The 19,101-nt window shown below is 52.1% G+C and carries 16 protein-coding genes; 8 read left to right on the forward strand and 8 right to left on the reverse strand.

The annotated features are described in order from the left end of the window. Positions 1–13: 13 nt before the first annotated feature. Together SC127_RS11670 and yjdN are read left to right on the forward strand one after the other, a co-directional pair. Positions 14–913: a LysR family transcriptional regulator gene (locus SC127_RS11670; RefSeq protein ID WP_243078767.1), complete on the forward strand. Its 900-nt coding sequence runs from the start codon at positions 14–16 to the stop codon at positions 911–913. A gap of 75 nt (positions 914–988) precedes the next feature. Beyond that, positions 989–1,426 carry a VOC family metalloprotein YjdN gene (gene yjdN, locus SC127_RS11675; protein ID WP_243078766.1) on the forward strand — a complete coding sequence of 146 codons (438 nt, stop codon included), beginning with the start codon at positions 989–991 and terminating at the stop codon, positions 1,424–1,426. A 62-nt stretch (positions 1,427–1,488) separates the two neighbouring features. On the opposite strand, the gene SC127_RS11680 is transcribed toward yjdN, so the two are convergent. The 3 genes from SC127_RS11680 to SC127_RS11690 all read right to left on the reverse strand — a co-directional run bounded on the left by SC127_RS11680 (position 1,489) and on the right by SC127_RS11690 (position 4,645). Beyond that, positions 1,489–2,355 (reverse strand): nucleoside-specific channel-forming protein Tsx, encoded by an 867-nt coding sequence (locus SC127_RS11680; protein ID WP_243078765.1) that lies wholly within the window; start codon positions 2,353–2,355, stop codon positions 1,489–1,491. Between the two features lie 278 nt (positions 2,356–2,633). Beyond that, entirely contained in the window at positions 2,634–3,989 is a 1,356-nt protein-coding gene (locus SC127_RS11685; protein ID WP_243078764.1) for a sensor histidine kinase, read from the reverse strand. Continuing rightward, entirely contained in the window at positions 3,986–4,645 is a 660-nt protein-coding gene (locus SC127_RS11690) for a response regulator (protein WP_215847860.1), read from the reverse strand. Before SC127_RS11690 ends, SC127_RS11685 begins: the two co-directional genes overlap by 4 nt. A gap of 245 nt (positions 4,646–4,890) precedes the next feature. Here SC127_RS11690 and SC127_RS11695 point away from each other — a divergent pair, with 245 nt between their 5' ends. The 3 genes from SC127_RS11695 to SC127_RS11705 all read left to right on the forward strand — a co-directional run bounded on the left by SC127_RS11695 (position 4,891) and on the right by SC127_RS11705 (position 8,198). Next, positions 4,891–5,259: a helix-turn-helix domain-containing protein gene (locus tag SC127_RS11695; protein WP_215847859.1), complete on the forward strand. Its 369-nt coding sequence runs from the start codon at positions 4,891–4,893 to the stop codon at positions 5,257–5,259. A gap of 729 nt (positions 5,260–5,988) precedes the next feature. Beyond that, positions 5,989–6,885, forward strand: coding sequence for a LysR family transcriptional regulator (locus SC127_RS11700; RefSeq protein ID WP_215847858.1), 897 nt, complete (start codon positions 5,989–5,991; stop codon positions 6,883–6,885). Between the two features lie 110 nt (positions 6,886–6,995). Next, entirely contained in the window at positions 6,996–8,198 is a 1,203-nt protein-coding gene (locus tag SC127_RS11705; RefSeq protein ID WP_332626558.1) for an MFS transporter, read from the forward strand. Positions 8,199–8,772: 574 nt separating this feature from the next. Here the strand turns inward: SC127_RS11705 and SC127_RS11710 are convergent. Both SC127_RS11710 and SC127_RS11715 read right to left on the reverse strand, forming a co-directional pair. Then, positions 8,773–11,163 carry a glucose/quinate/shikimate family membrane-bound PQQ-dependent dehydrogenase gene (locus tag SC127_RS11710; protein ID WP_215847856.1) on the reverse strand — a complete coding sequence of 797 codons (2,391 nt, stop codon included), beginning with the start codon at positions 11,161–11,163 and terminating at the stop codon, positions 8,773–8,775. Positions 11,164–11,435: 272 nt separating this feature from the next. Beyond that, positions 11,436–12,044, reverse strand: a complete 609-nt coding sequence (locus SC127_RS11715; protein WP_332626560.1) for a hypothetical protein — start codon at positions 12,042–12,044, stop codon at positions 11,436–11,438. 414 nt (positions 12,045–12,458) lie between these two features. On the opposite strand from SC127_RS11715, the gene SC127_RS11720 reads away from it, so the two are divergent. Continuing rightward, the gene (locus SC127_RS11720) at positions 12,459–13,697 is read left to right on the forward strand and encodes an MFS transporter (protein ID WP_332626562.1); all 1,239 of its coding nucleotides are present in this window, start codon (positions 12,459–12,461) and stop codon (positions 13,695–13,697) included. A gap of 95 nt (positions 13,698–13,792) precedes the next feature. Here the strand turns inward: SC127_RS11720 and SC127_RS11725 are convergent, their stop codons facing one another. Further along, a complete protein-coding gene (locus SC127_RS11725; RefSeq protein ID WP_215847853.1) occupies positions 13,793–14,941 on the reverse strand; it encodes a Gfo/Idh/MocA family protein in 1,149 nt (382 codons plus the stop codon). A 287-nt stretch (positions 14,942–15,228) separates the two neighbouring features. Between SC127_RS11725 and SC127_RS11730 the strand changes: the two genes are divergently transcribed. Beyond that, a complete protein-coding gene (locus SC127_RS11730) occupies positions 15,229–16,095 on the forward strand; it encodes a BadF/BadG/BcrA/BcrD ATPase family protein (protein WP_332626564.1) in 867 nt (288 codons plus the stop codon). A 12-nt stretch (positions 16,096–16,107) separates the two neighbouring features. Continuing rightward, positions 16,108–17,226 (forward strand): ROK family transcriptional regulator, encoded by a 1,119-nt coding sequence (locus SC127_RS11735; RefSeq protein ID WP_215847851.1) that lies wholly within the window; start codon positions 16,108–16,110, stop codon positions 17,224–17,226. 61 nt (positions 17,227–17,287) lie between these two features. Here the strand turns inward: SC127_RS11735 and SC127_RS11740 are convergent, their stop codons facing one another. Together SC127_RS11740 and SC127_RS11745 are read right to left on the reverse strand one after the other, a co-directional pair. Next, positions 17,288–18,379 carry an ABC transporter ATP-binding protein gene (locus SC127_RS11740; protein ID WP_332626567.1) on the reverse strand — a complete coding sequence of 364 codons (1,092 nt, stop codon included), beginning with the start codon at positions 18,377–18,379 and terminating at the stop codon, positions 17,288–17,290. Between the two features lie 12 nt (positions 18,380–18,391). Then, positions 18,392–18,991, reverse strand: a complete 600-nt coding sequence (locus SC127_RS11745) for a GNAT family N-acetyltransferase (RefSeq protein ID WP_332626770.1) — start codon at positions 18,989–18,991, stop codon at positions 18,392–18,394. Positions 18,992–19,101 lie beyond the last annotated feature (110 nt).

The following is a 19,101-nucleotide window of genomic DNA, read 5'->3' on the forward strand; positions in this document are numbered from 1 at the left end:
TATCACAAAAATCATGCCTGCTAATCTCAAACTTCATCAATTACGCGCGTTTGTTGACGTAGCGCGTCAGGGCAGTATTCGCGCGGCTAGCCGTTTATCGGGCCTTTCACAGCCCGCGTTGACGAAAGCGATTCAGGAACTGGAGTCGGTTCTTGGCGCACGGCTGTTTGTTCGCCGCCAGCAAGGTGTGGTGTTGACCGACATCGGTGATAACTTTTTTCGTCACGCCAGTCTGGTGTTGGAGGAGTTGCGGGTAGCGCAAGAAGATATTCAGCAGCGCCTGGGGTTGGGCGGTGGGCAAGTGAATATTGGTGTAGGCGGCAGCGTTGCGCGCACCATCATGCCGCAGGTAATCAATCAATTTCACCGTGAATATCCGCTGGTCAAAGTACGCATTGTTGAAGGCCAGTTGGTGTCGATGGTGCATGAATTGCGCCAGGGCGCGCTGGATTTCACCATCAATACCTATGATCAAAGCCATCTCGATCAGGAGTTGATGTACGAGCGCATGATGGAGCGCGAATACAAAGTGGTCGTGCGGAAAGGGCATCCGCTAGAGAAAGCGCGCTCGCTGGCAGAGTTGCAGCAATGTGACTGGACCATGCCAACGCCCAAAGGCAGCTATTATCGCTTGCTGCATGATCTGTTTGGCGATCGCGGCATGGCACCGAAAATTGTCGTTACCTGCGAAACCTTTATGGCCTGCACCAGCCTGGTGGCGCAGAGCGATTTCGTCTCTATCTTGTCGGTGGATGTGATTGATGATCCTATTTTAGGCCGACAGTTGGTGGCATTAGAGCTGGATGAACCGCTGCCGAAAGCGACCTTTTATTTGATTCAACGAAAAGACGCTGCGCTAACGCCGATGAGCAGCTACATGGCGCAGTTATTCCGTAGAAATTGCCAGCAGTGACAAGTGACCAGCTCTCATCGTCTACACTTTGGAGTGTGGTGAATTAATCCATCCAACCCACCAATGGAGGTTACGATGCAAGTGAGTCCTTACCTGTTTCTCTACGGCCGTTGTGAAGAGGCGATCGAGTTTTACTTGAATGCGACGGGTGGCGAGCTGCTCTATAAGGTGACTTTTGGCGATATGCCGGAGCAGGGCGAGCAGGTCGGCGATAAATCAGCGCCGCCGCTACCCCCTGAAAAAATCATGCATGCGCATTTGCGTATCGGGCAAGGGGAGCTGATGTTAAGTGACGGCAACCCTAATCAGCCGCCCGCTTCTGAGCACGCAGGTTACGCGGTCAGCCTGGCGACAACCGATACGGCGCAAGGTGAAGCCTGGTTTGAAAAGTTATCAGCCGGGGGGAAAATCACAACGCCTTGGCAGGAAACATTCTGGGCCAAAGGGTTTGGTATGTTCATCGATAAGTTCGGAATTCCATGGCGCATCAATGTTTTGAAGCCGCATGAATAAAGGCAAAGCGCTCTTCCCCAAGTGGGGAAGAGCGAGGCAGGCGGCGAATGCCGCCTGTGGCATTAGAAGTTATAACCTGCAACCAGGTAATAACCCCAACCGGTAGATTTCACTTCAAAATCACCGTTACCAAAGTTCAGCTCACGGCCATCAGCCCACTGTCCGCCATTGTGGAAATAACGCGCCACGGCAGAGAAATGCCAGTGATCGTAACCCAAAGAGAGGATGTGGCTAGAGGCGATAGAGTTGCTGGTACGTGAAGAGCCGCCTTTTTCAGCCAGGTCTGAACCCCAATCGAAGTTAGTGAAGCCCACGTAGCCCAGATTACCCCCCCACAGCGTGGTGATCGGTACAAAGTATTTCACTTTGAAGCGATAGCCATCCCAGCTATTTTCGTTCGCCGCGCCGTAGTTTTCCCACTGATATTTCGCATAAACGTTCAATGAAAGGCCAACATCGCTGTGCGTATCGATGTCGGTTCCTAAACCCATGTACCAGGTATTTTGGCGATTATCGCTGTTACGGCCCATGTCGTAGATGTAGTTATTGGCGAAATACCACTCTTTGAATGGACCAAACGCCAGGCTGGTGCCGGTCAGTTTGTCGATAGAGAAGCGCGGTTCGATCTCCATGAACATCGGTGAGCCGTGGTCAAAAATGCCGTTGGCATTGCTGTTGCCCACGCCGAAGAAGTTTGTCAGGTCGAGGTAGCCATAAAAATCGAACCAATCTTTCTTGGCGAAAGCTTCATATTCCAGATAAACATCGTTGTTGAACTGGGGTCCGAAACGCGTGTGGTAGCTGCCCACCACGTTGACGCTTTGGTGCCACCAGTCAGAAACATACTGCGGATCGCTTTCAGCCGCTTGTGCAGCGCCGCTCATGGAACATGCCAGCAAGGCACCTGCTACCAACGTTTTAAATTTCATTATCATTAACCACATGCTTTTGACCGCTGCACGACTGGCGCGATCAGAGTGAAATCGATCCCTTGATGGGCAGTGAATTGTTTTAATCAGCCAAAGGCGTTTTTAAGCTCGCGTAGCGTGCCTGCAACAAGGGGATAGAAAATAGATTTTGCTCACGTTTGTCAAAATGTGTTGCATGATAATTCAGCTGAAATGTGATGATGATCACATTAATAGCGGGTAGCGAACGGAACCAGGCAACCGTTTACGTTGTCGGGTTCCGTTTTGAACAGGTGAGATCAGGGAAGGGTAACGCGAACCTGCAAGCCGCAAATGGCGCCTTGTGGATTGAAACAGTTGGAAAGTGCGACATGAATGCTGTTCTTTTCCGCCACGCTACGCACAATCGATAAACCCAGACCGCTGCCTTGGGCTTTCACATCTGGCGAACGGGCAAAGCGATCAAAAGCACGCTCAATAAACGATTCCGGTATACCCGGCCCGTTATCAACAATATCGACCACCGTTTGTCCCGCAACGCGATGCAGTAAAACATCCACCAAACTGCCTTCTGGCGTATGTAACATGGCGTTACCAATCAGGTTATCGAACAGGCTACGTAGTTCGGAGCGGCTCGCCTGCAAACGATAATGGGTAGAGCCGTTGAAACCGATGTCGATACCACGCTTATCTGCCACAACCATGAGCTGCTCAATGCTCTCTTTCAGCAGATCGTCCAGTTCAATATTCTCGATGCTGGCGACCACGGTTTGATCTTCCTGACGTGAAATATTCAGTAACTGTGTGACCAAATGACGTGTGCGCGTCACGCCCGCTTCAAGCTGATCAAACTGGCGGCTGGCTTCACCCTGTTGAATATGTTGGCGTAAATTTTCTAGCTGTAAGGTAACAGCGGTGACAGGCGTTCGCAGTTCATGAGCAGCATCTTCCAAAAATTGACGCTGGGCCGACCAGGCTGCGCGCAGTTTATCGAGCAGCGAGTTGTAAGCCGCAACCAGCGGCAGGATCTCATCCGGTAAGCCATCGGGCGAAACATTGTGGGGATGATGTGTTTCCTGGGCGGCGATCTGGCGCGACGCGACGCGGAGATCGCGGGTGATCTTACGCACTACCAACCAGATCACCAGCAGCGAAAGCGGCATCATTAGGATCAATGGTACGATCGCTGAGAGTGCCCGCTTCACCATCAACTCTTTCATATAGCTCAGGTTATGCATCACCTGAATGGTTTTGATATCGCTGCCGGGTTGGCCGGGTCGCGTATAAATACGCCATTCGCAATCATGGCAACCGCCGACATCGGCATCGTGATAGCCTTTTTTCGCTTGCAGCGGGGCGTGCAGCTCTGGCCAGGAGCTGGCGCGCAGTTGACCATCGGCATCCCAGAGCTGAACCACAAACGCGCTTTTCAGCTTGTCGGCTGGCACCATAAGGGGCATTAACGCAGGAATTTGTTTGTTGGTTGCCCAGGCATCGGCGATTTTAGAGAGCTGATCATCCTTCATAGTGCCAATCATGTCGCCATAGCAGCTGAAGAAATACCAGCTCACGCCGCCAATCATCAATAAATGGATAATCAGCAGCGTGCTCAATAATTTATTACGCAGGGATCGCATAAAAGTGAAAGGTTTCATATTGCCGGTACTCGCCAGCCTAACCCGCGCACATTGCGGATTGCATCGTTGTCTAATTTGCGGCGCATACCGTGAATCAACACATCCACCGCGTTGCTGGTGACCTCTTCGCCCCAACCGTAAATGCGGTTTTCCAACTGCTCACGAGACAAAATGGCGCCCGGACGCTCCAGTAAGGCATACAAAAGCGCATATTCACGCGCGGTAAGCTGCTCGCGCTGGCCTTTGTACATCACTTCACGCGTCAACATGTCTAGCTGCACATCGCCGCTGCCTAACACCGAATCTGCCGCGCCGTGACGACGTCGGGTAATGGCACGCATTCTTGCCAGCACTTCTTGCAGATCAAAAGGTTTAAGCAGGTAATCATCTGCGCCGGTGTCCAGCCCTTGTACGCGCTGCGCCACGGTATCGCGTGCGGTGAGAATCAGCACTGGCGTCGCATCGCCACGGCTGCGCGCCCGGCGTAACACCTGCAAACCGTCATCACGCGGTAAACCGAGATCGAGCAATACGCAGCTGTAGCCGCCCTCAGCCCAGGCATTATGGGCAAAAACACCGTCACGAACCCAGTCAACTGACCAGCCCGCTGCTTCCAGCGCCTGCTGTAAATTTGCGCCAATCATTTCATCATCTTCGACTAACAACACACGCATGGATGATGTCCTCTAAAAAGTTGCTGGCAGTGTAGCGCTGGCAGCAGTTTAGCGCTGGATAGTTAGCGCAGAATTATAGCCGTTAACCTTCACGCGGTAGACAGGTGGCCGCAGCACGTTTTAGGTCAGGTTTAAGACCCGAAAAGCGCAGATGCTAATTCTGCGCTAATTTTCTGCTAATTAAGGGATAAATTTAACGCGTTAAAGTGGGTTCACTGCACATCAGGCGATATCAGGAGGAACCCATGAATCAGCGCGAGTTTATTCGTAGTTTGCTGGAGTGGATTGAAGGCAATTTAGGACACGATTTGCATCTGGACGAGGTAGCACGTCGATCCGGCTATTCCCGTTGGCACCTGCAACGATTATTCCGGCAGCACACCGGTTTCTCACTGGCTGAATATATTCGTCAGCGGCGTTTAACCGAGTCTGCGTTGACCTTGCTCAGTAGCAATGAAGCCATTTTACAGGTGGCGATGAGTTATGGTTTCGATACGCAGCAGGCGTATACGCGTACCTTTAAAAACTATTTTATGGTGACGCCAGGGCAACTGCGTCGTCAAAGACGCGTCGAACCCGATCGTCTTTTATTCCCGCTGGCTATGGCAAGCTGAAAATTCCGACGTTCTTGCCATGGCATGCGTTGCAAACGCTGTTGATCGAGAACGTCGGAATGATCGCCTTTGGCCAAATGATGGTATTGGCAGGTGTACGAATTCGGCATGTACCCGAATAATAATAAACAGGCGGGATACTGACGAGAGTAAGACATATTAGCCAAGATGAAATTCGTTTGTATTAGACAGAGCAAGAGAAAATAACAGAACGGCGAGCATGAAAAAATACAGTAAAGGCTGTTTCTCATTGGTTAGTTTTATTGTTTTTTTCCGCGATGAGGATATTTTCGCTCGGTTGCAGTTTCCCTCTGAATGAGCTCCTGCATTGGCATTGCTGTTGAAGTCACTGTTGAAGGCTTCACTGAAGATAGCACCATCCTAAGCACCGCTGTGCCTACTTTTTGGCATTTTTAACCGGGTGAGGTTCTGCTGGTTTCGTCGCCTGTTGCCGCATTGATAATGCCATTTTTATCGCCTTCAATTAAACCTTATACGCTAATGTCCGTTATTAGTTTCTGGGCAGGTTTATCGACATAATTACCGATAGCAGATCAAAAAAATACCGCTTTAAGACTCCACTCTCTTATTTTCCTTCTTGGTTAGTTCAGCGTGTGAAACGACATTGATTTAAATATAAACTCACGATAAACGCGAATTAACGCCCTGAGCGTAACGTATGATATTTTTATTTCAAATGATGCGAAAGAGATCAGCCAGGGATGAGTAATGGATAACAGTGATAACCTGACCGCCATGCTGTTGTTTGCGCGTGTCGTAGAGTTAAAAAGTTTCACCGAGGCGGCACGCGCACTGGGATTATCTAAATCTCACGTCAGTCGCGAAATTGCCCGGCTGGAAGTGCGGCTTGGTATCAAACTTTTACAACGCACCACCCGCAAAATGGCGCTCACTGAACTGGGGCAGGCCTATTATCCTTTCTGCATGCGGATGCTAGCTGAGATGCATCGTGCGGATGCCTTCGTGCAGCAGATGCATCAGGAACTTACAGGCAATGTGCGGTTGCAAGCACCGGTAACGTATGGCTGCCAATGTATTGTGCCGCTGCTTAATCGCTTTCTTCGCCGCCACCTGCATATCAATATTGATCTTGATTTAACCGATCGCAACAGTGATGAAATCAGCGATCAGGTTGATGTGGCGATTGTTATCCGCGCCCGTGCACCTCAGCAGGGCAATTTTCGCGTCCTCAGCGATATCGATTGGGGATTGTACGCCGCGCCAGGTTATCTGATGCAGCATCCTGCTATTAGCCATCCTGATATGTTGCCACGCCATGATTTGCTGATGTTTCATGGCCCTGCGCACACGGCGGCACTGCCGTTTCGCCGAGATAAGCAGCGACTGGTGGTGGAAGTTCGCAGCCGTTTTCGTGCTAACAACAGCATGGCGCTATTAAACGCCGCACTCGCCGGTAGCGGTATTGCTTATCTGCCTTCCTATATGGCGCAGGAAGCAGTGGCGCGGGGAGAAATTCAGCAGCTGTTGCCGGAATGGCAAATGGATCGCCTGCAAAGCTATCTGCTATTACACGATGCAGAACAGCCGACTTCGCCCATCAGCTTACTCTGCGACACGTTAATTAACGCATTAGCATCGGCGTGATTGTTGTTCAGTAGCAACAGAAAGGGCTACAGAGTAAATATCACGCCGCGACTGTTGTTTAATATGCACCATTGGTAGCCTGACTCCCTGATCATTATCGGGAATTTGCTATGGAACAGAGTGCAGTTGTGGAGTTTCAATACTGGCGGCGCAACTTATGGGTTTGCGTATTGGGATCGTTCAGCACCATTGTAGCGATGACACTGCTGTTGCCGTTCTTGCCGCTTTATGTTCAGCAATTAGGCGTAAGTGAACCAGCTGCAATTGCTCGTTGGTCAGGCATCGCTTATGGCGCCACGTTTTTTACAGCTGCCCTGACCGCGCCGCTCTGGGGAAAACTGGCCGATCGCTACGGACGAAAACTGATGCTGATCCGCGCCAGCCTCGGCATGGCGGTGGCGATGTCGCTGATTGGTATGGCAACCGCGCCGTGGCAACTGGTTGCGCTACGTTTACTGGCAGGATTATTAGGCGGTTATGCCTCTGGCTCGACCATCTTAGTCGCCTCACAAACACCCAAATCGCAGACCGGCTGGGCACTGGGAATATTGGCCTCAGGGATTATGGCCGGTAACGTCGTGGGTCCGTTGCTGGGCGGTGCGTTGCCGCCGTTGATTGGCATTCGACAAACTTTCTGGCTGACCGGTGCGGTGATTTTCCTCGCTTTCCTGGCGACGACCTTTTTATTAAAAGAAGTCCCTAAACCAAAAACGAGAGAAAAAACCAGCACGACAGAGCACGAAGCGGAACAGCCTGTGAATCGTTCGCTGGTGCGGTTAATGTGGCTTTCGGGCATGCTGCTGATTTTCGCCAATATGTCGATTGAACCGATTATTACTCTTTATATCGGTCAGTTTGTGCAGGGTGATCAGGCAGTGACATTCATGGCGGGCTTGGTAATGTCTGCCGCCGCGTTGGGCAGCATTCTCTCTGCACCGAGGCTGGGTAAGCTGGCGGATCGTATTGGCCACTGGCGTGTGTTAACCGCAGGTTTGCTGGTGTGTGCGCTGTTATTAATCCCGCAGGCATTTATCACGGCGGCATGGCAATTAGTGGTTTTGCGATTCCTGATGGGAATGGCGCTGGGCGGATTAATGCCCTGCATCACCGCGATTATCCGCCACAACGTGCCGGAAACGCAGGTCGGACGGATGCTGGGCTATTCGACTTCGGCGCAGTATATCGGTCAGGTCAGCGGGCCACTGTTTGGTGGATTTGTCGGCGGCGCTTTTGGAATGAGGCCGGTATTTTTAGCCACCTGCGTAGTGATGGCAATGTGTAGCTGGCTGAACTGGCGGCGTAGCCGAGATTAATGGGGTTGGCGTTCGCTCAGAGCTCGCTGTCCCCCATCCCGGCCTTCCCCCGCGAAGCGGGGGAAGGAGACGCTGCCATATTTGAGTAAGGAGACGTTGCCACATGCAGCTTCACTACTCGCATATGGCAGCATCTTCCTCCCCCACGCGTGGGGGAGGACCGAGGTGGGGGACAAACGACCTCGCACTCAAGAGGACTGAGGTGGGGGACAGGCGGCTCCGTACTGAGCTTACTGAGGTATGCGCTGCTTTGGTGAGGTATTCGCTGCTTTGGTAAGGTACTCGCTGTCCCCCATCCCGGCCTTCCCCCGCGAAGCGGGGGAAGGAGACGCTGCCATATTTGGGAAAGGAGACGCTGCCATATTTGGGAAAGGAGGCGCTGCCATATTTGGGAAAGGAGACGCTGCCGTATTTGGGGAAGGAGACGCTGCCGTATTTGAGGAAGGAGACGTTGCCGTATTTGAGGAAGGAGACGTTGCCCTATTTAGGCAAGGAGACGCTGCCGCATGCGGAAAGCATTAGCCATAAAAAAAGGCGGACCGAAGTCCGCCTTGTGTCATTCGCTTAATGCGTATTACTTGCTGTCTGGCAATGCATAGGCAATCACATAATCACCCAGCTTGGTACCAAACGAACCGTGGCCGCCAGCAGCAATGACAACATACTGCTTGCCATTTACTTCATAGGTCATCGGCGTTGCCTGGCCGCCTGCTGGCAGACGTGCCTGCCACAACATTTCACCGGTATCGGTGCTGAAAGCGCGCAGATAGTTATCTGCGGTTGCACCAATGAAGAAGACTTTACCGGCGGTAGTGATTGGGCCGCCCAACATTGGCATGCCCATTTTGAACGGTACTGGAACCGGTGCGCTGTCGCGGACGGTACCGATACGTTTTTTCCACACTACGTCGTTGGTTTTCAGGTCAACAGCAGAAACGTAACCCCATGCTGGTTGCTTACACGGCAGACCGAACGGAGAAAGGAACGGATTCAGCTCAACGCCGTAAGGCACGCCGTACTGTGGCTGAATACCGGTTTCTGTACCGGAACCGCCTTCAGCACCTTTCGGTGGCTCAATTGGGTTGCCGGGACCACGCGGGATCAGCTTCGACACAAACGGCAGCGCCATTGGGTTAGCAATCGCGATCTGACGATGTGGATCGACCGCAATACCGCCCCATTCGAACATGCCGAGGTTACCTGGGAACACCAACGTACCTTGCTCTGACGGCGGCGTGAACGGACCTTCATAGCGCAGACGCTTGAAGATCACGCGGCACACCAGCTGGTCATACATCGTCGCGCCCCACATGTCCTTGTCTGTCAGATTCTGTTTAGGACGGAAGGTCAGTTCAGAGTACGGTTGCGTGGCAGAGACATGATCGCCTTTGGCGGCACCCTGTGGAACCGGCGTTTCTGGCGCAGGAACCACTGGCTTACCCGTACGACGATCCAACACGAAGATGTTACCGGTTTTAGCCGGAGCATAAATCACCGGAACGGTGTTGCCATCTTTGTCGGTGATATCAGCCAGCGTTGGCTGTGAAGGCAAGTCCATATCCCACAAATCGTGGTGAACAGTCTGATACGACCATACCAGTTTACCGGTAGTGGCGTTCAGAGCCAGCACGCTGCTCGCGTAACGCTCCTGCTCTGGCGTGCGATTACCGCCCCAGATATCTGGCGTGGTAACGCCCATCGGCAGGTAAACGGTATCCAGTTTTGGATCGTAAACCGCAGGGGCCCACGAGTTCGGCGAGTTCATGGTGAAGGTGTGTTCATCAGCCGGAATCGCGTTAGGATCTTTCGCGCCTGGATCAAACACCCACAACAGTTTACCGGTGTTCACATCAAAGCCACGAATAGCACCTGAAGGTTCACGGGTAGAGTAGTTATCTGTTACGGCACCTGCCATCACGATAGTGGTATCGGTGATGATTGGCGGAGAAGTAGGCTCATACTGGCCCGGCGTAGTAACCGGCTGCTTGTGCTGCAGATCCAGCTCGCCGTTATTGCCGAATGCTGGGCAACGCTCACCGGTTTCTGCGTCCAACGCAAACAGACGACCATCGTTCACTGGCAGATAGACACGACGCGAGCACAGCGCAGGCTGGCTGTTTGCTGCATCCGCTGCGGCCGGAACTTCATGGTAAGAGACGCCACGACAGGTAATATGCTGGAATGTTGGGTTCGGCTTCAAGCCGGGATCAAATTTCCATTTTTGCTTACCGGTTGTTGCATCCAGCGCAAACAGAATCTGATGCGGGGAACAGAGATAAAGCGTGTCACGGATTTTAATCGGCGTGACTTCATCGGTGATTTCACCCGGATCGTTCGCGGTTTTCAAATCGCCGGTCTGGAACTGCCAGGCAACCTGCAGCTCTTTAACGTTTTGATTGTTGATCTGCTTCAGCGGAGAAAAACGCGTACCCTGCTGGTCGCGGGCATAAGCTGGCCAGTCAGCGTCAGCGATGTTGCTCAGCGGCTGGGCTTGAGGAGCATTGTCGGCAGTCGCCGGCACTGAACCCTCAATAACCTGCGGATCGTTGAAGACGGCATAGGCGAGAACCAGAACGCTGGCAACCAACGCCACGCCCATTGCGCCTAACGCACCTTTGCCGACGCTGTTAAAGCCGCGATAAACAAACGGCAGAATCAGCCAAATGCCGAAGATCACCAGTACGTCGGTACGCGGTGCCAGCGCCCAGAAGTCAGTGCCGACTTCCCAAACACCCCACACCAATGTGGCGAGCAGCAGCAAAGCGTAAACGATCAGCGCGGCACTGTTGCGACGCCAAATCAGGAAAGCGGTAAGCAGCATCGCTGCACCGCCGATGATGTAATACCAGGAACCACCAATGGCGGCTAACCAAATACCGCCAATCAACATAAACGCACCCGTCAGCACTGCGAACAGCACTGTCAGGAGACGAATTACGCCAAAAGATGAGGAGTTTTTCCCCATAATATCGACCTCGTTTCGTTGCCATAAACATGAGAAAACAACCGTATAAGCTGTTTTCAGTTATAAGATACTGATGGAAAAGGTGTTCTTATCTGACTCTTCCAATAAGTCTTTAGATCCCTGTGAAGTAAATGTTATAGCAAAATCGTTAAGAGGTTTGATTTTTTTAGCTTAATGCTCTTAACGTAATGAATAATGCGACATTTTATGGGGTTATATGCGAGGTAAGGGCGCGAGTATGCGCCCTTAAGACAACGAAGCCATATTTAGCGTTATATCTCCAGCAGTTCACCTTCAGAGCGCTGTTGCTGCCAACCAGTAATATTCAACGCCGCCAATTGTTCAGTCGATAATCGCGGTTCATGACTGCGGACAATCACCTCAGCGTCTCTTTCACGAAATGACGCCATAAAAAAAGGAAAGGTGAATTTTTGATAATTTTCATTAAAGAAACTTTCATTCAGCACAATGCCAGAGAGGGGAAAAGAATCCATCACGCGCCAGTCTGCGCCAGGCGGTGCAAAGTCATAGAGCCAGAAACTAAAATCGTTTGATAATTCAAGCAGTGCCGCGTAATGCGCTTTTAAACTGAAATAATTGATACCAAGCCTAACGCGGCTGTTTTTCAAATGAGAATAAGCCTGAGGCACCTTAATCATTCCCTGTAATCTAATTTCTTCAAACGGGATAATCATTAATGTTGCTTCATTAGCGAGTTGGTTATGTAATGAAATTATGTTGCGCGTATTAAGTATGTTTGGATTGTCCTGGGTTGAACGGGTTGAATGGAGATAAGGCACGCTATAGCAAATGCCAGCGACATTACTATTCACGTGATGAATTTGTTCAGTAACATAAGGATTGTATAAACTGTTTTCCATTATCTCTATTAAAAAATTATAAAAATTAATTGGATATTAATTATTGATATAAACATTTTTACGTTAAAAACGCGGCTAAATATAAAACAATTTTGTAAGTCAAATCACCCTTTTTATTGCGTTAATTAATTTATATCTGGCATTAAACCGGAGAATTACCGCTTGGCTTCCGATAATTACGACAAATATATTCAACAAGCGGAACAAGTAGGACGTTAATTGAATTATCAAAATAACATCGCGTAAGTGAATGAACGTCAACGATCGTTCGCACGGGATGCCGTTGCCTGGCAGGCTATTTTCACGCACCCTAAAGCTGAGTAAAAGCATGACAAGGTGCGGCTGCGCCACACAGAACACCGTGCAACGACGCGGGACAGGCCGTTTTAGGCCACTTAAAAATGGGATGGAAAAATGGGATTTATGGCATCGGCAGCGGAAGATTCGCTGCTGCGACATCGCGCGTTTGTGGCTTTCTGGCTGGCTCGAACCTGCTCGTCGTTTGGTTTTCAGATGTTTTCGGTGGCGATCAGCTGGCAGATTTACGCGCTCACCAACAGCGCGTTAGCGTTGGGCATGATTGGACTCATGCAGTTTTTGCCCTCGGTATTATTGGCCTTGCCTGCCGGACATTTAGCCGATCAGTTTGATCGCCGCCGAATTGTGCTCTGTGGTCAGCTGATTGAGTTCGCGGCATTAGCGGCGCTGGTGATGCTAACGCTGTTCCACTGGGCGGATAAAACCGCATTGTGGGGATTAGTCTTTATGATTTCGGTAGCGAAAGCTCTGGAGTGGCCGGCTATGTCATCCATGCTGCCAGCGCTGGTGCCACCGTCGATGTTAGCGCGTGCCATGGCTTCTAATGCGGTTGGCGGCCAGGCAGCGGTCATCGTCGGGCCGACTTTGGGCGGCTTGCTTTACGTTGCGGGTCCCGATGTGGTGTATGGCGTCTCAGGCTTGTTTTATCTGATCTCATTGATTCTGGTGAGCCGTTTGCGCTACGAGCGTCCACCGCAAGTTCGGCTGCCGATGAACATGAAAAACCTGTTTGCCGGTATTCACTTTATCCGTGAGCGCAAAGATGTATTGGGTGTGATTTCGCTCGATCTGTTTGCCGTGCTGTTGGGCGGTGCCACTGCGCTACTGCCGATTTTTGCCAAAGATATCCTGCATACCGGACCTTGGGGATTAGGCATGTTGCGCGGTGCGCCTTCCATCGGTGCACTATTAGTCGGTTTATGGCTGAGCCGTAACAAGCTGGAAAAGAACGTCGGCATGATTATGTTTGGATCGGTGGCGGGCTTCGGCGTGGCGACGTTGGTATTTGCGCTCTCGAGCCAGCTCTGGTTGTCGTTGATTGCATTAGCGGCGCTCGGCGGCTTCGATATGGTCAGCATGGTGATTCGCGGATCGCTGGTGCAACTTGATACACCAGACGATATGCGCGGCCGAGTCAACGCCGTCAACGCTATCTTTATTAACACCTCTAACCAGCTGGGTGAGTTTGAGTCGGGCTTATTAGCCGCCTGGTTGGGTGCTGCGCCCGCCGCTGCGATTGGCGGCATCGGTACGCTGATTGTGGTGGCATTGTGGATGAAGTTATTCCCACATTTGCGTAAACGACAAAAGCTGGAAAATGAAACGGTGCTATGAAAAACCGGCCTTAAGGCCGGTTGAGTGAGAGTCCAGTAACTGTAGCCTGACGTGCGCGGAGAAAAGCGTGCGTCAGGGGAGGCAAAACATGCCGCCTATTTTCCCAGGTTGGCGTCAAAAGTATTCCAGCTTGTTGTCATATCCACTACGCTGCGGGTTTTGCGAGCCTCATCGATTTTAATGGCGGTGAGTCCCGCTTCCAGCGCGTCCACCACCGAAACTTTCAGTGGCGTTCCCTGTTTAATGTGTTTCACAATCTCTTCAGCCATTAAGGCGTCGGCACCGTAGTGTCCGTCGTAGGCATTGCCGCTGTAAGCGGTATCCACTTCCTTTTCGCCGGTTCGGGCATTGTGCACGCGGAAATAGTTACGTACAAAGTCGCCTTCCGCCATGCCATCCGTTCCCATTACACAGAACCGACGAAACTCGTCCGGTACGTTGAGGTTGGCGTGAAAAGCCAGCGTTGCGCCGCTGGCATACTCAATGATCGCCGTTTGGTAATCGACGATATCGGCATCGCTATCAAACACGGCATCGGTGCTGGACCAACCGCTGGGTTTCACGTGATAAACCTCTGAATCTGCAGTCACCGCACCTTGTGGGGCGTGTTGCGGCGTAAACGATTTGCGTCCACCAAAGCTGGCTACGCGTACCGGGCGTTCACCCATGAGGCCTTGGTAGAGATCGATATCGTGACAGCACTTTTCCAGGATATACGGGCCGGCGTATTTCTCCAGACGACGCCAGTCGCGCTGGAAAAACGCACCGTGATAAGGCTTGATATGCTCGGTCGCTTCAATGGAGGTAATTTCACCTAATCGACGGTCATCGCGCGCCGCCAGCAAATCGTGATACAGCGGCGAATAGCGCAGCACCAAACCGACCAAAATTTTATTCTCGCCATACTGATTAACCAGCTTCGCCATCGCCATGGTCTGTTCTTCATTGATTACCACAGGCTTTTCGGTAAACACGGTAAAACCGGCAGCCAGCGCTTTGCCGACATGCTCAAGGTGGAGGAAATTGGGCGAACCCACTAACAGCAGATCAAAACCGCCGTGCTGCAATAGCGCTTCAATAGAATCAAATGCTTTACCAGGATCGATGCCAAAACTGTGCAGATTGGGTAGCCCGGCGGGGGCTGGATCGCAGTAGCCGACAACCGAAAATGATGAATCGGCTTTATTGAACTCTTTCACTACATGGGACAAGCGAAAGCCAAGACCGATAATGCCTACTTTCATGTTAAACCCCTGACGGAAAATTCTTGAACATTGAAGAGTGGAAGCTCGCCGCTGAATCACCGCAGCTGCTGATAATCTGACCATCAACTTATTACGATAGAAAAACTAATGTCAATAACTTGCTGCGAGCGGTACAAGAGTGATTTTTGATAATAGATTGTTTTATAATGATTAATCTGTATTTTTTCTTTGCCATATTTATTTGTTATTGCGATTTAAGTTTTTTTCCCCTATCGTTCGGTCATTAATGAAACAACCCTAAAAACGGTGGAGGCGGGAGGAAGCGCGTGCAATCACACTATCTCCTTGGCATTGATGGCGGCGGTACACGATGCCGTGCACGACTCACCTCGAACGGCACGGTGTTAGCAGAAGCCATTGGCGGCCCCGCCAACGTTTGGTCAGATTATGATGCGGCGTTGAAAAGCGCCGAACAGCTTATTGCCCAGGTTATTGCTCAAGCTGGATTACCTTCGCAGGCGCTGACACAAACCACTGTTGTCGCAGGCCTGGCGGGTGCGAATGTCGCGTCGGTTAAAGCACGGCTAGCGAGTTGGCAACCGCCGTGTGCCGCGTTGCAGGTAGTAAGTGATGTAGAAATTGCCTGTGCGGGTGCACACGCGGGAGAGCCGGGTGCGGTATTTATCATCGGCACCGGCAGCCAGGGCGCCGCCTGGGATGGTGAACACTTCACACTGCTTGGCGGCTGGGGATTTGCGCTTTCCGATCAAGGCTCTGGTGCCGAGTTAGGACGCCGTGCGTTGCGACTGGCGCTGCTGGCCCACGAAGACATTATTCCAAAAACCGATTTTACCGACAGCCTGATGGCGCAGTTTGATCGCAGCCCGGAAACCATGCTGCTGTGGACGCGTAATGCTGTTCCCGCTGACTGGGCTCGCGTTGTGCCGCCTGTCTTCGCAGCGGCTAACGCGGGTGATGCGCATGCGCGTTCATTATTGCAACAGACCGCTGACGATATCGGCTTGATGGTGCGCCGCCTAACCACCTTGAGCGCCGGGCGCTTAGCGCTGATGGGCGGACTCGCCGATCCGATTCAAACCTGGCTTGCTGAAGACATTCAGGCGCTGTTGGTGGCCCCGCAATGCGATGCGCTAGCGGGTGCTATAAGCCTGGCTCAACGCGTTAATCGATAACATAAGGGATTTATGACCGCGCCGAACGTTACCGCACGCATCCTGCGTCTGATTGTTGAAAATGCTCCTATTAGTCAATCCGATCTGAAAGTGCGCAGCGGACTCAGCATGTCAACGGTATCACAAGCCACTAATCGCTTACTGGCTCAGGAAGTGGTGCAGGAGCTGGGTTTACGCCGCGTCTCCATGGGCCGCCCTAAAACTCTGCTGGGTCTTAATCCCGATCGCGCCAGCGTGATTGGCATTCAGCTCAACGCCGAACGCAACCTGATCGTTACGACCGACCTCAACGGCAATCTGCTGGGTGAACAGCAAATGCCGTCGGGTGCTATGACGCCACGCCAACTCGGTGATGCGCTGGCAAAATTCCTGCGCAGTGTAGAAGGGAAACGCGTTGGTGCCATTGGCCTGGCGTTATCGGGGCTGGTGGATGCCGAAAACGGCTACTGTATTCGCTCCAAAGTGTTGGACTGGGATAACGTTCCCATCGCACGGCTTTTAGAAGAGCGTTTTTCTCTGCCGGTTTTCATTGAAAACGACGCCAACGCGATGGCGATGGCGGCGCTGGTGTTTGGTCAGCTGGGCACGGCACAATCCGCGATTATCGCGACTTATGGCAAAGGGATTGGTGCGGGGATTGTCTTGAATCGTCAGCTTTATCGCGGACGCCACGGCAAAGCGGGTGAGATTGGTAATGCACTGCTTGGGGATGGCTCGATGCGTCTGCTGGAGGAGGTTGCCTCTTCTAAAGCCATTTTGCAGCGTGTGGCCCGCGACGAGCAGGACGAGGCGCTGACGTTACAGGCATTAGATCTACGGCCTACGCCTGATGTTTTAGCGGCGCTGGAAGAAGCGGGGCGCGAACTGGGTATTTCGCTGGCAAACCTCTCTGTGGCTTACGATCCTGACGTGGTTTATCTGGCGATGGAGCCGCACATGGCATCACGTATTCTGCTTGATCACATCACCCAAAGTTTTCAGGCCTATCGCTTAAAGTTGACGCCGCAGATGACGCCATTGCAGTTCCTTACCGAATCAAATCGCATGTGGGCGTTGGGTGCGGCAGGCTTCGCCATCAATAAGCTGCTTGATCTGCTGGCTGCCGAGGCCGATGAAGAGCCCGTCACCTGAATCTCAGAAGGTAAAAGGGCGCCCCGGCGCCCTTTTTTACGTCATGTTTTCAAGCTGCGGTTTAACGCAGACGCTGGCCTTGTTCATCAAACAGCAGGCAATGCGCTGCTGAAATGCCCAGCCGCACCCGTGCACCCAGTTCACGCTGATGCGTTTCTCGCTCTTCCACCACTAACATCTGCTCGCGACCAATATCGAGATAGAGATAGTTGGTGTGGCCGAGCAGCTCGCTAAAGGACAACTCGCTTTCAAACTGCAATGCTGGTGCGGTTTGTTCAACGGGCTGAAAGTGTTCGGGACGAATACCCAGCTTGAGCTGCTGCCCTTCACGACACGGCGCCGTAATCTTTAGCACCAAATCGCTGATATTCAGCTCCGGCACGCGTAACTGCACTTCACCATCACCTACCGCACTGATTTCAGCCGCCAGAAAATTCATTCTTGGCGAGCCAATAAACCCGGCGACAAACAGGTTGTCGGGATCTTTGTACAGCGTCAGCGGTGCGCCGACTTGCTCAATGCGTCCCTGACGCAGCACTACGATGCGATCCGCCAGCGTCATCGCTTCCAGCTGATCGTGCGTCACGTAAATCATGGTGTTGCCCAGCGAGGTATGCAGACGCGCAATTTCAATACGCATTTGCAAACGTAGCTCAGCATCCAGATTGGAGAGCGGCTCATCAAACAGGAAGATGCGTGGATGACGAATGATGGCGCGCCCAATAGCCACACGCTGCCGCTGCCCGCCCGATAAGGCGCGCGGCAGACGATCAAGTAATTCGGTCAGATGCAGACGCGCCGCCGTCTGTTCAATCGCTTTGGCGATCTCCGCTTTCGGCTTTTTCATCACCTCAAGCGGATAGGCCAGGTTACCGCGCACTGTCATATTCGGGTAGAGCGCGTAAGACTGGAACACCATCGCAATTCCGCGTTCGGTTGCAGGCTGGTGCGTCATCTCTTTTTCTTCAATCAATAACTGCCCGCTGCTGATCTCTTCTAACCCGGCGATCATACGGAGCAAGGTAGATTTACCACAGCCTGAAGGGCCGACAAAGACCACAAATTCGCCGCTGTTGATCGTGAGATCGATGCCATGAATGACGTTAACGTGCTCATACGACTTTTTAACATTCTGCAAGCGCAGGCTGGTCATGAACTACCTCACTCAGAGTAACTGGCCCATATAAATGGCGTTGTTGCGCACGATGTGACTGAACCCCAGGCGCTGATAGAAAGCGCAAACCTGCTCATTTTGCAGGCTCACGCCAAGATGCACGCCGTTGACGCCCGCAGCGCGCAGCGCCGCCAGTTCATGCTCGATTAATTTGCGTCCCCAGCCGCCTTTTTGCACCGGCGGTAACAGGTTGATATGCAGATGCGCGGGCCAGTGTTTTACCAGTTGTTCGGCAGCTGCGTCGGGATGGTTAATGCTGTCGAGTATTTTGCTGTCGAATGCCGCAACCGGCTGGCGATGCTGGTATTTTTGCTGCAAGACCGGCCACCATTCAGCCGCTAACTGCGCTTCAAAAGCGCGTGTGTCTGGCGCAGCCACCACATAGCCCATCACTTCACTTTCACTCTCTAATACAAAAGCAAAGTCAGGCGCGAAGCGTGCATAAGGCACTGCAAAGCGCTGGCCAGGGTATTCAGGATCGGCATAAAGCGCGCTGGCATCGGTTCCCGCATTCGCTGTTTGCAGGCAGATGCGGTAAAGCGCCGGGAAGTCCGCTGGGGTTGCCGGACGAATAACAGGTTGATTCGCCATCATCGTTTCTCGTTGGTCAGGAGATGAACAGTTTTTACGTTAATGAAAGCTGACTTAGTTTTCAAGATGGAATAATTACCTTGTCGCACAGGAGTGGGGCCGGAAGCAAT

The sequence above is a fragment of the Pantoea sp. T14 genome (assembly GCF_036663535.1).
GTDB lineage: Bacteria > Pseudomonadota > Gammaproteobacteria > Enterobacterales > Enterobacteriaceae > Pantoea > Pantoea phytostimulans.

Bases quoted from the DNA above. Each gene is read 5' to 3' on its own strand.
- SC127_RS11670 (WP_243078767.1), top strand. From the start codon at position 14: ATGCCTGCTAATCTCAAACTTCATCAATTACGCGCGTTTGTTGACGTA.
- yjdN (WP_243078766.1), top strand. From the start codon at position 989: ATGCAAGTGAGTCCTTACCTGTTTCTCTACGGCCGTTGTGAAGAGGCG.
- SC127_RS11680 (WP_243078765.1), bottom strand. From the start codon at position 2,355: ATGAAATTTAAAACGTTGGTAGCAGGTGCCTTGCTGGCATGTTCCATG.
- SC127_RS11685 (WP_243078764.1), bottom strand. From the start codon at position 3,989: ATGAAACCTTTCACTTTTATGCGATCCCTGCGTAATAAATTATTGAGC.
- SC127_RS11690 (WP_215847860.1), bottom strand. From the start codon at position 4,645: ATGCGTGTGTTGTTAGTCGAAGATGATGAAATGATTGGCGCAAATTTA.
- SC127_RS11695 (WP_215847859.1), top strand. From the start codon at position 4,891: ATGAATCAGCGCGAGTTTATTCGTAGTTTGCTGGAGTGGATTGAAGGC.
- SC127_RS11700 (WP_215847858.1), top strand. From the start codon at position 5,989: ATGGATAACAGTGATAACCTGACCGCCATGCTGTTGTTTGCGCGTGTC.
- SC127_RS11705 (WP_332626558.1), top strand. From the start codon at position 6,996: ATGGAACAGAGTGCAGTTGTGGAGTTTCAATACTGGCGGCGCAACTTA.
- SC127_RS11710 (WP_215847856.1), bottom strand. From the start codon at position 11,163: ATGGGGAAAAACTCCTCATCTTTTGGCGTAATTCGTCTCCTGACAGTG.
- SC127_RS11715 (WP_332626560.1), bottom strand. From the start codon at position 12,044: ATGGAAAACAGTTTATACAATCCTTATGTTACTGAACAAATTCATCAC.
- SC127_RS11720 (WP_332626562.1), top strand. From the start codon at position 12,459: ATGGGATTTATGGCATCGGCAGCGGAAGATTCGCTGCTGCGACATCGC.
- SC127_RS11725 (WP_215847853.1), bottom strand. From the start codon at position 14,941: ATGAAAGTAGGCATTATCGGTCTTGGCTTTCGCTTGTCCCATGTAGTG.
- SC127_RS11735 (WP_215847851.1), top strand. From the start codon at position 16,108: ATGACCGCGCCGAACGTTACCGCACGCATCCTGCGTCTGATTGTTGAA.
- SC127_RS11740 (WP_332626567.1), bottom strand. From the start codon at position 18,379: ATGACCAGCCTGCGCTTGCAGAATGTTAAAAAGTCGTATGAGCACGTT.
- SC127_RS11745 (WP_332626770.1), bottom strand. From the start codon at position 18,991: ATGGCGAATCAACCTGTTATTCGTCCGGCAACCCCAGCGGACTTCCCG.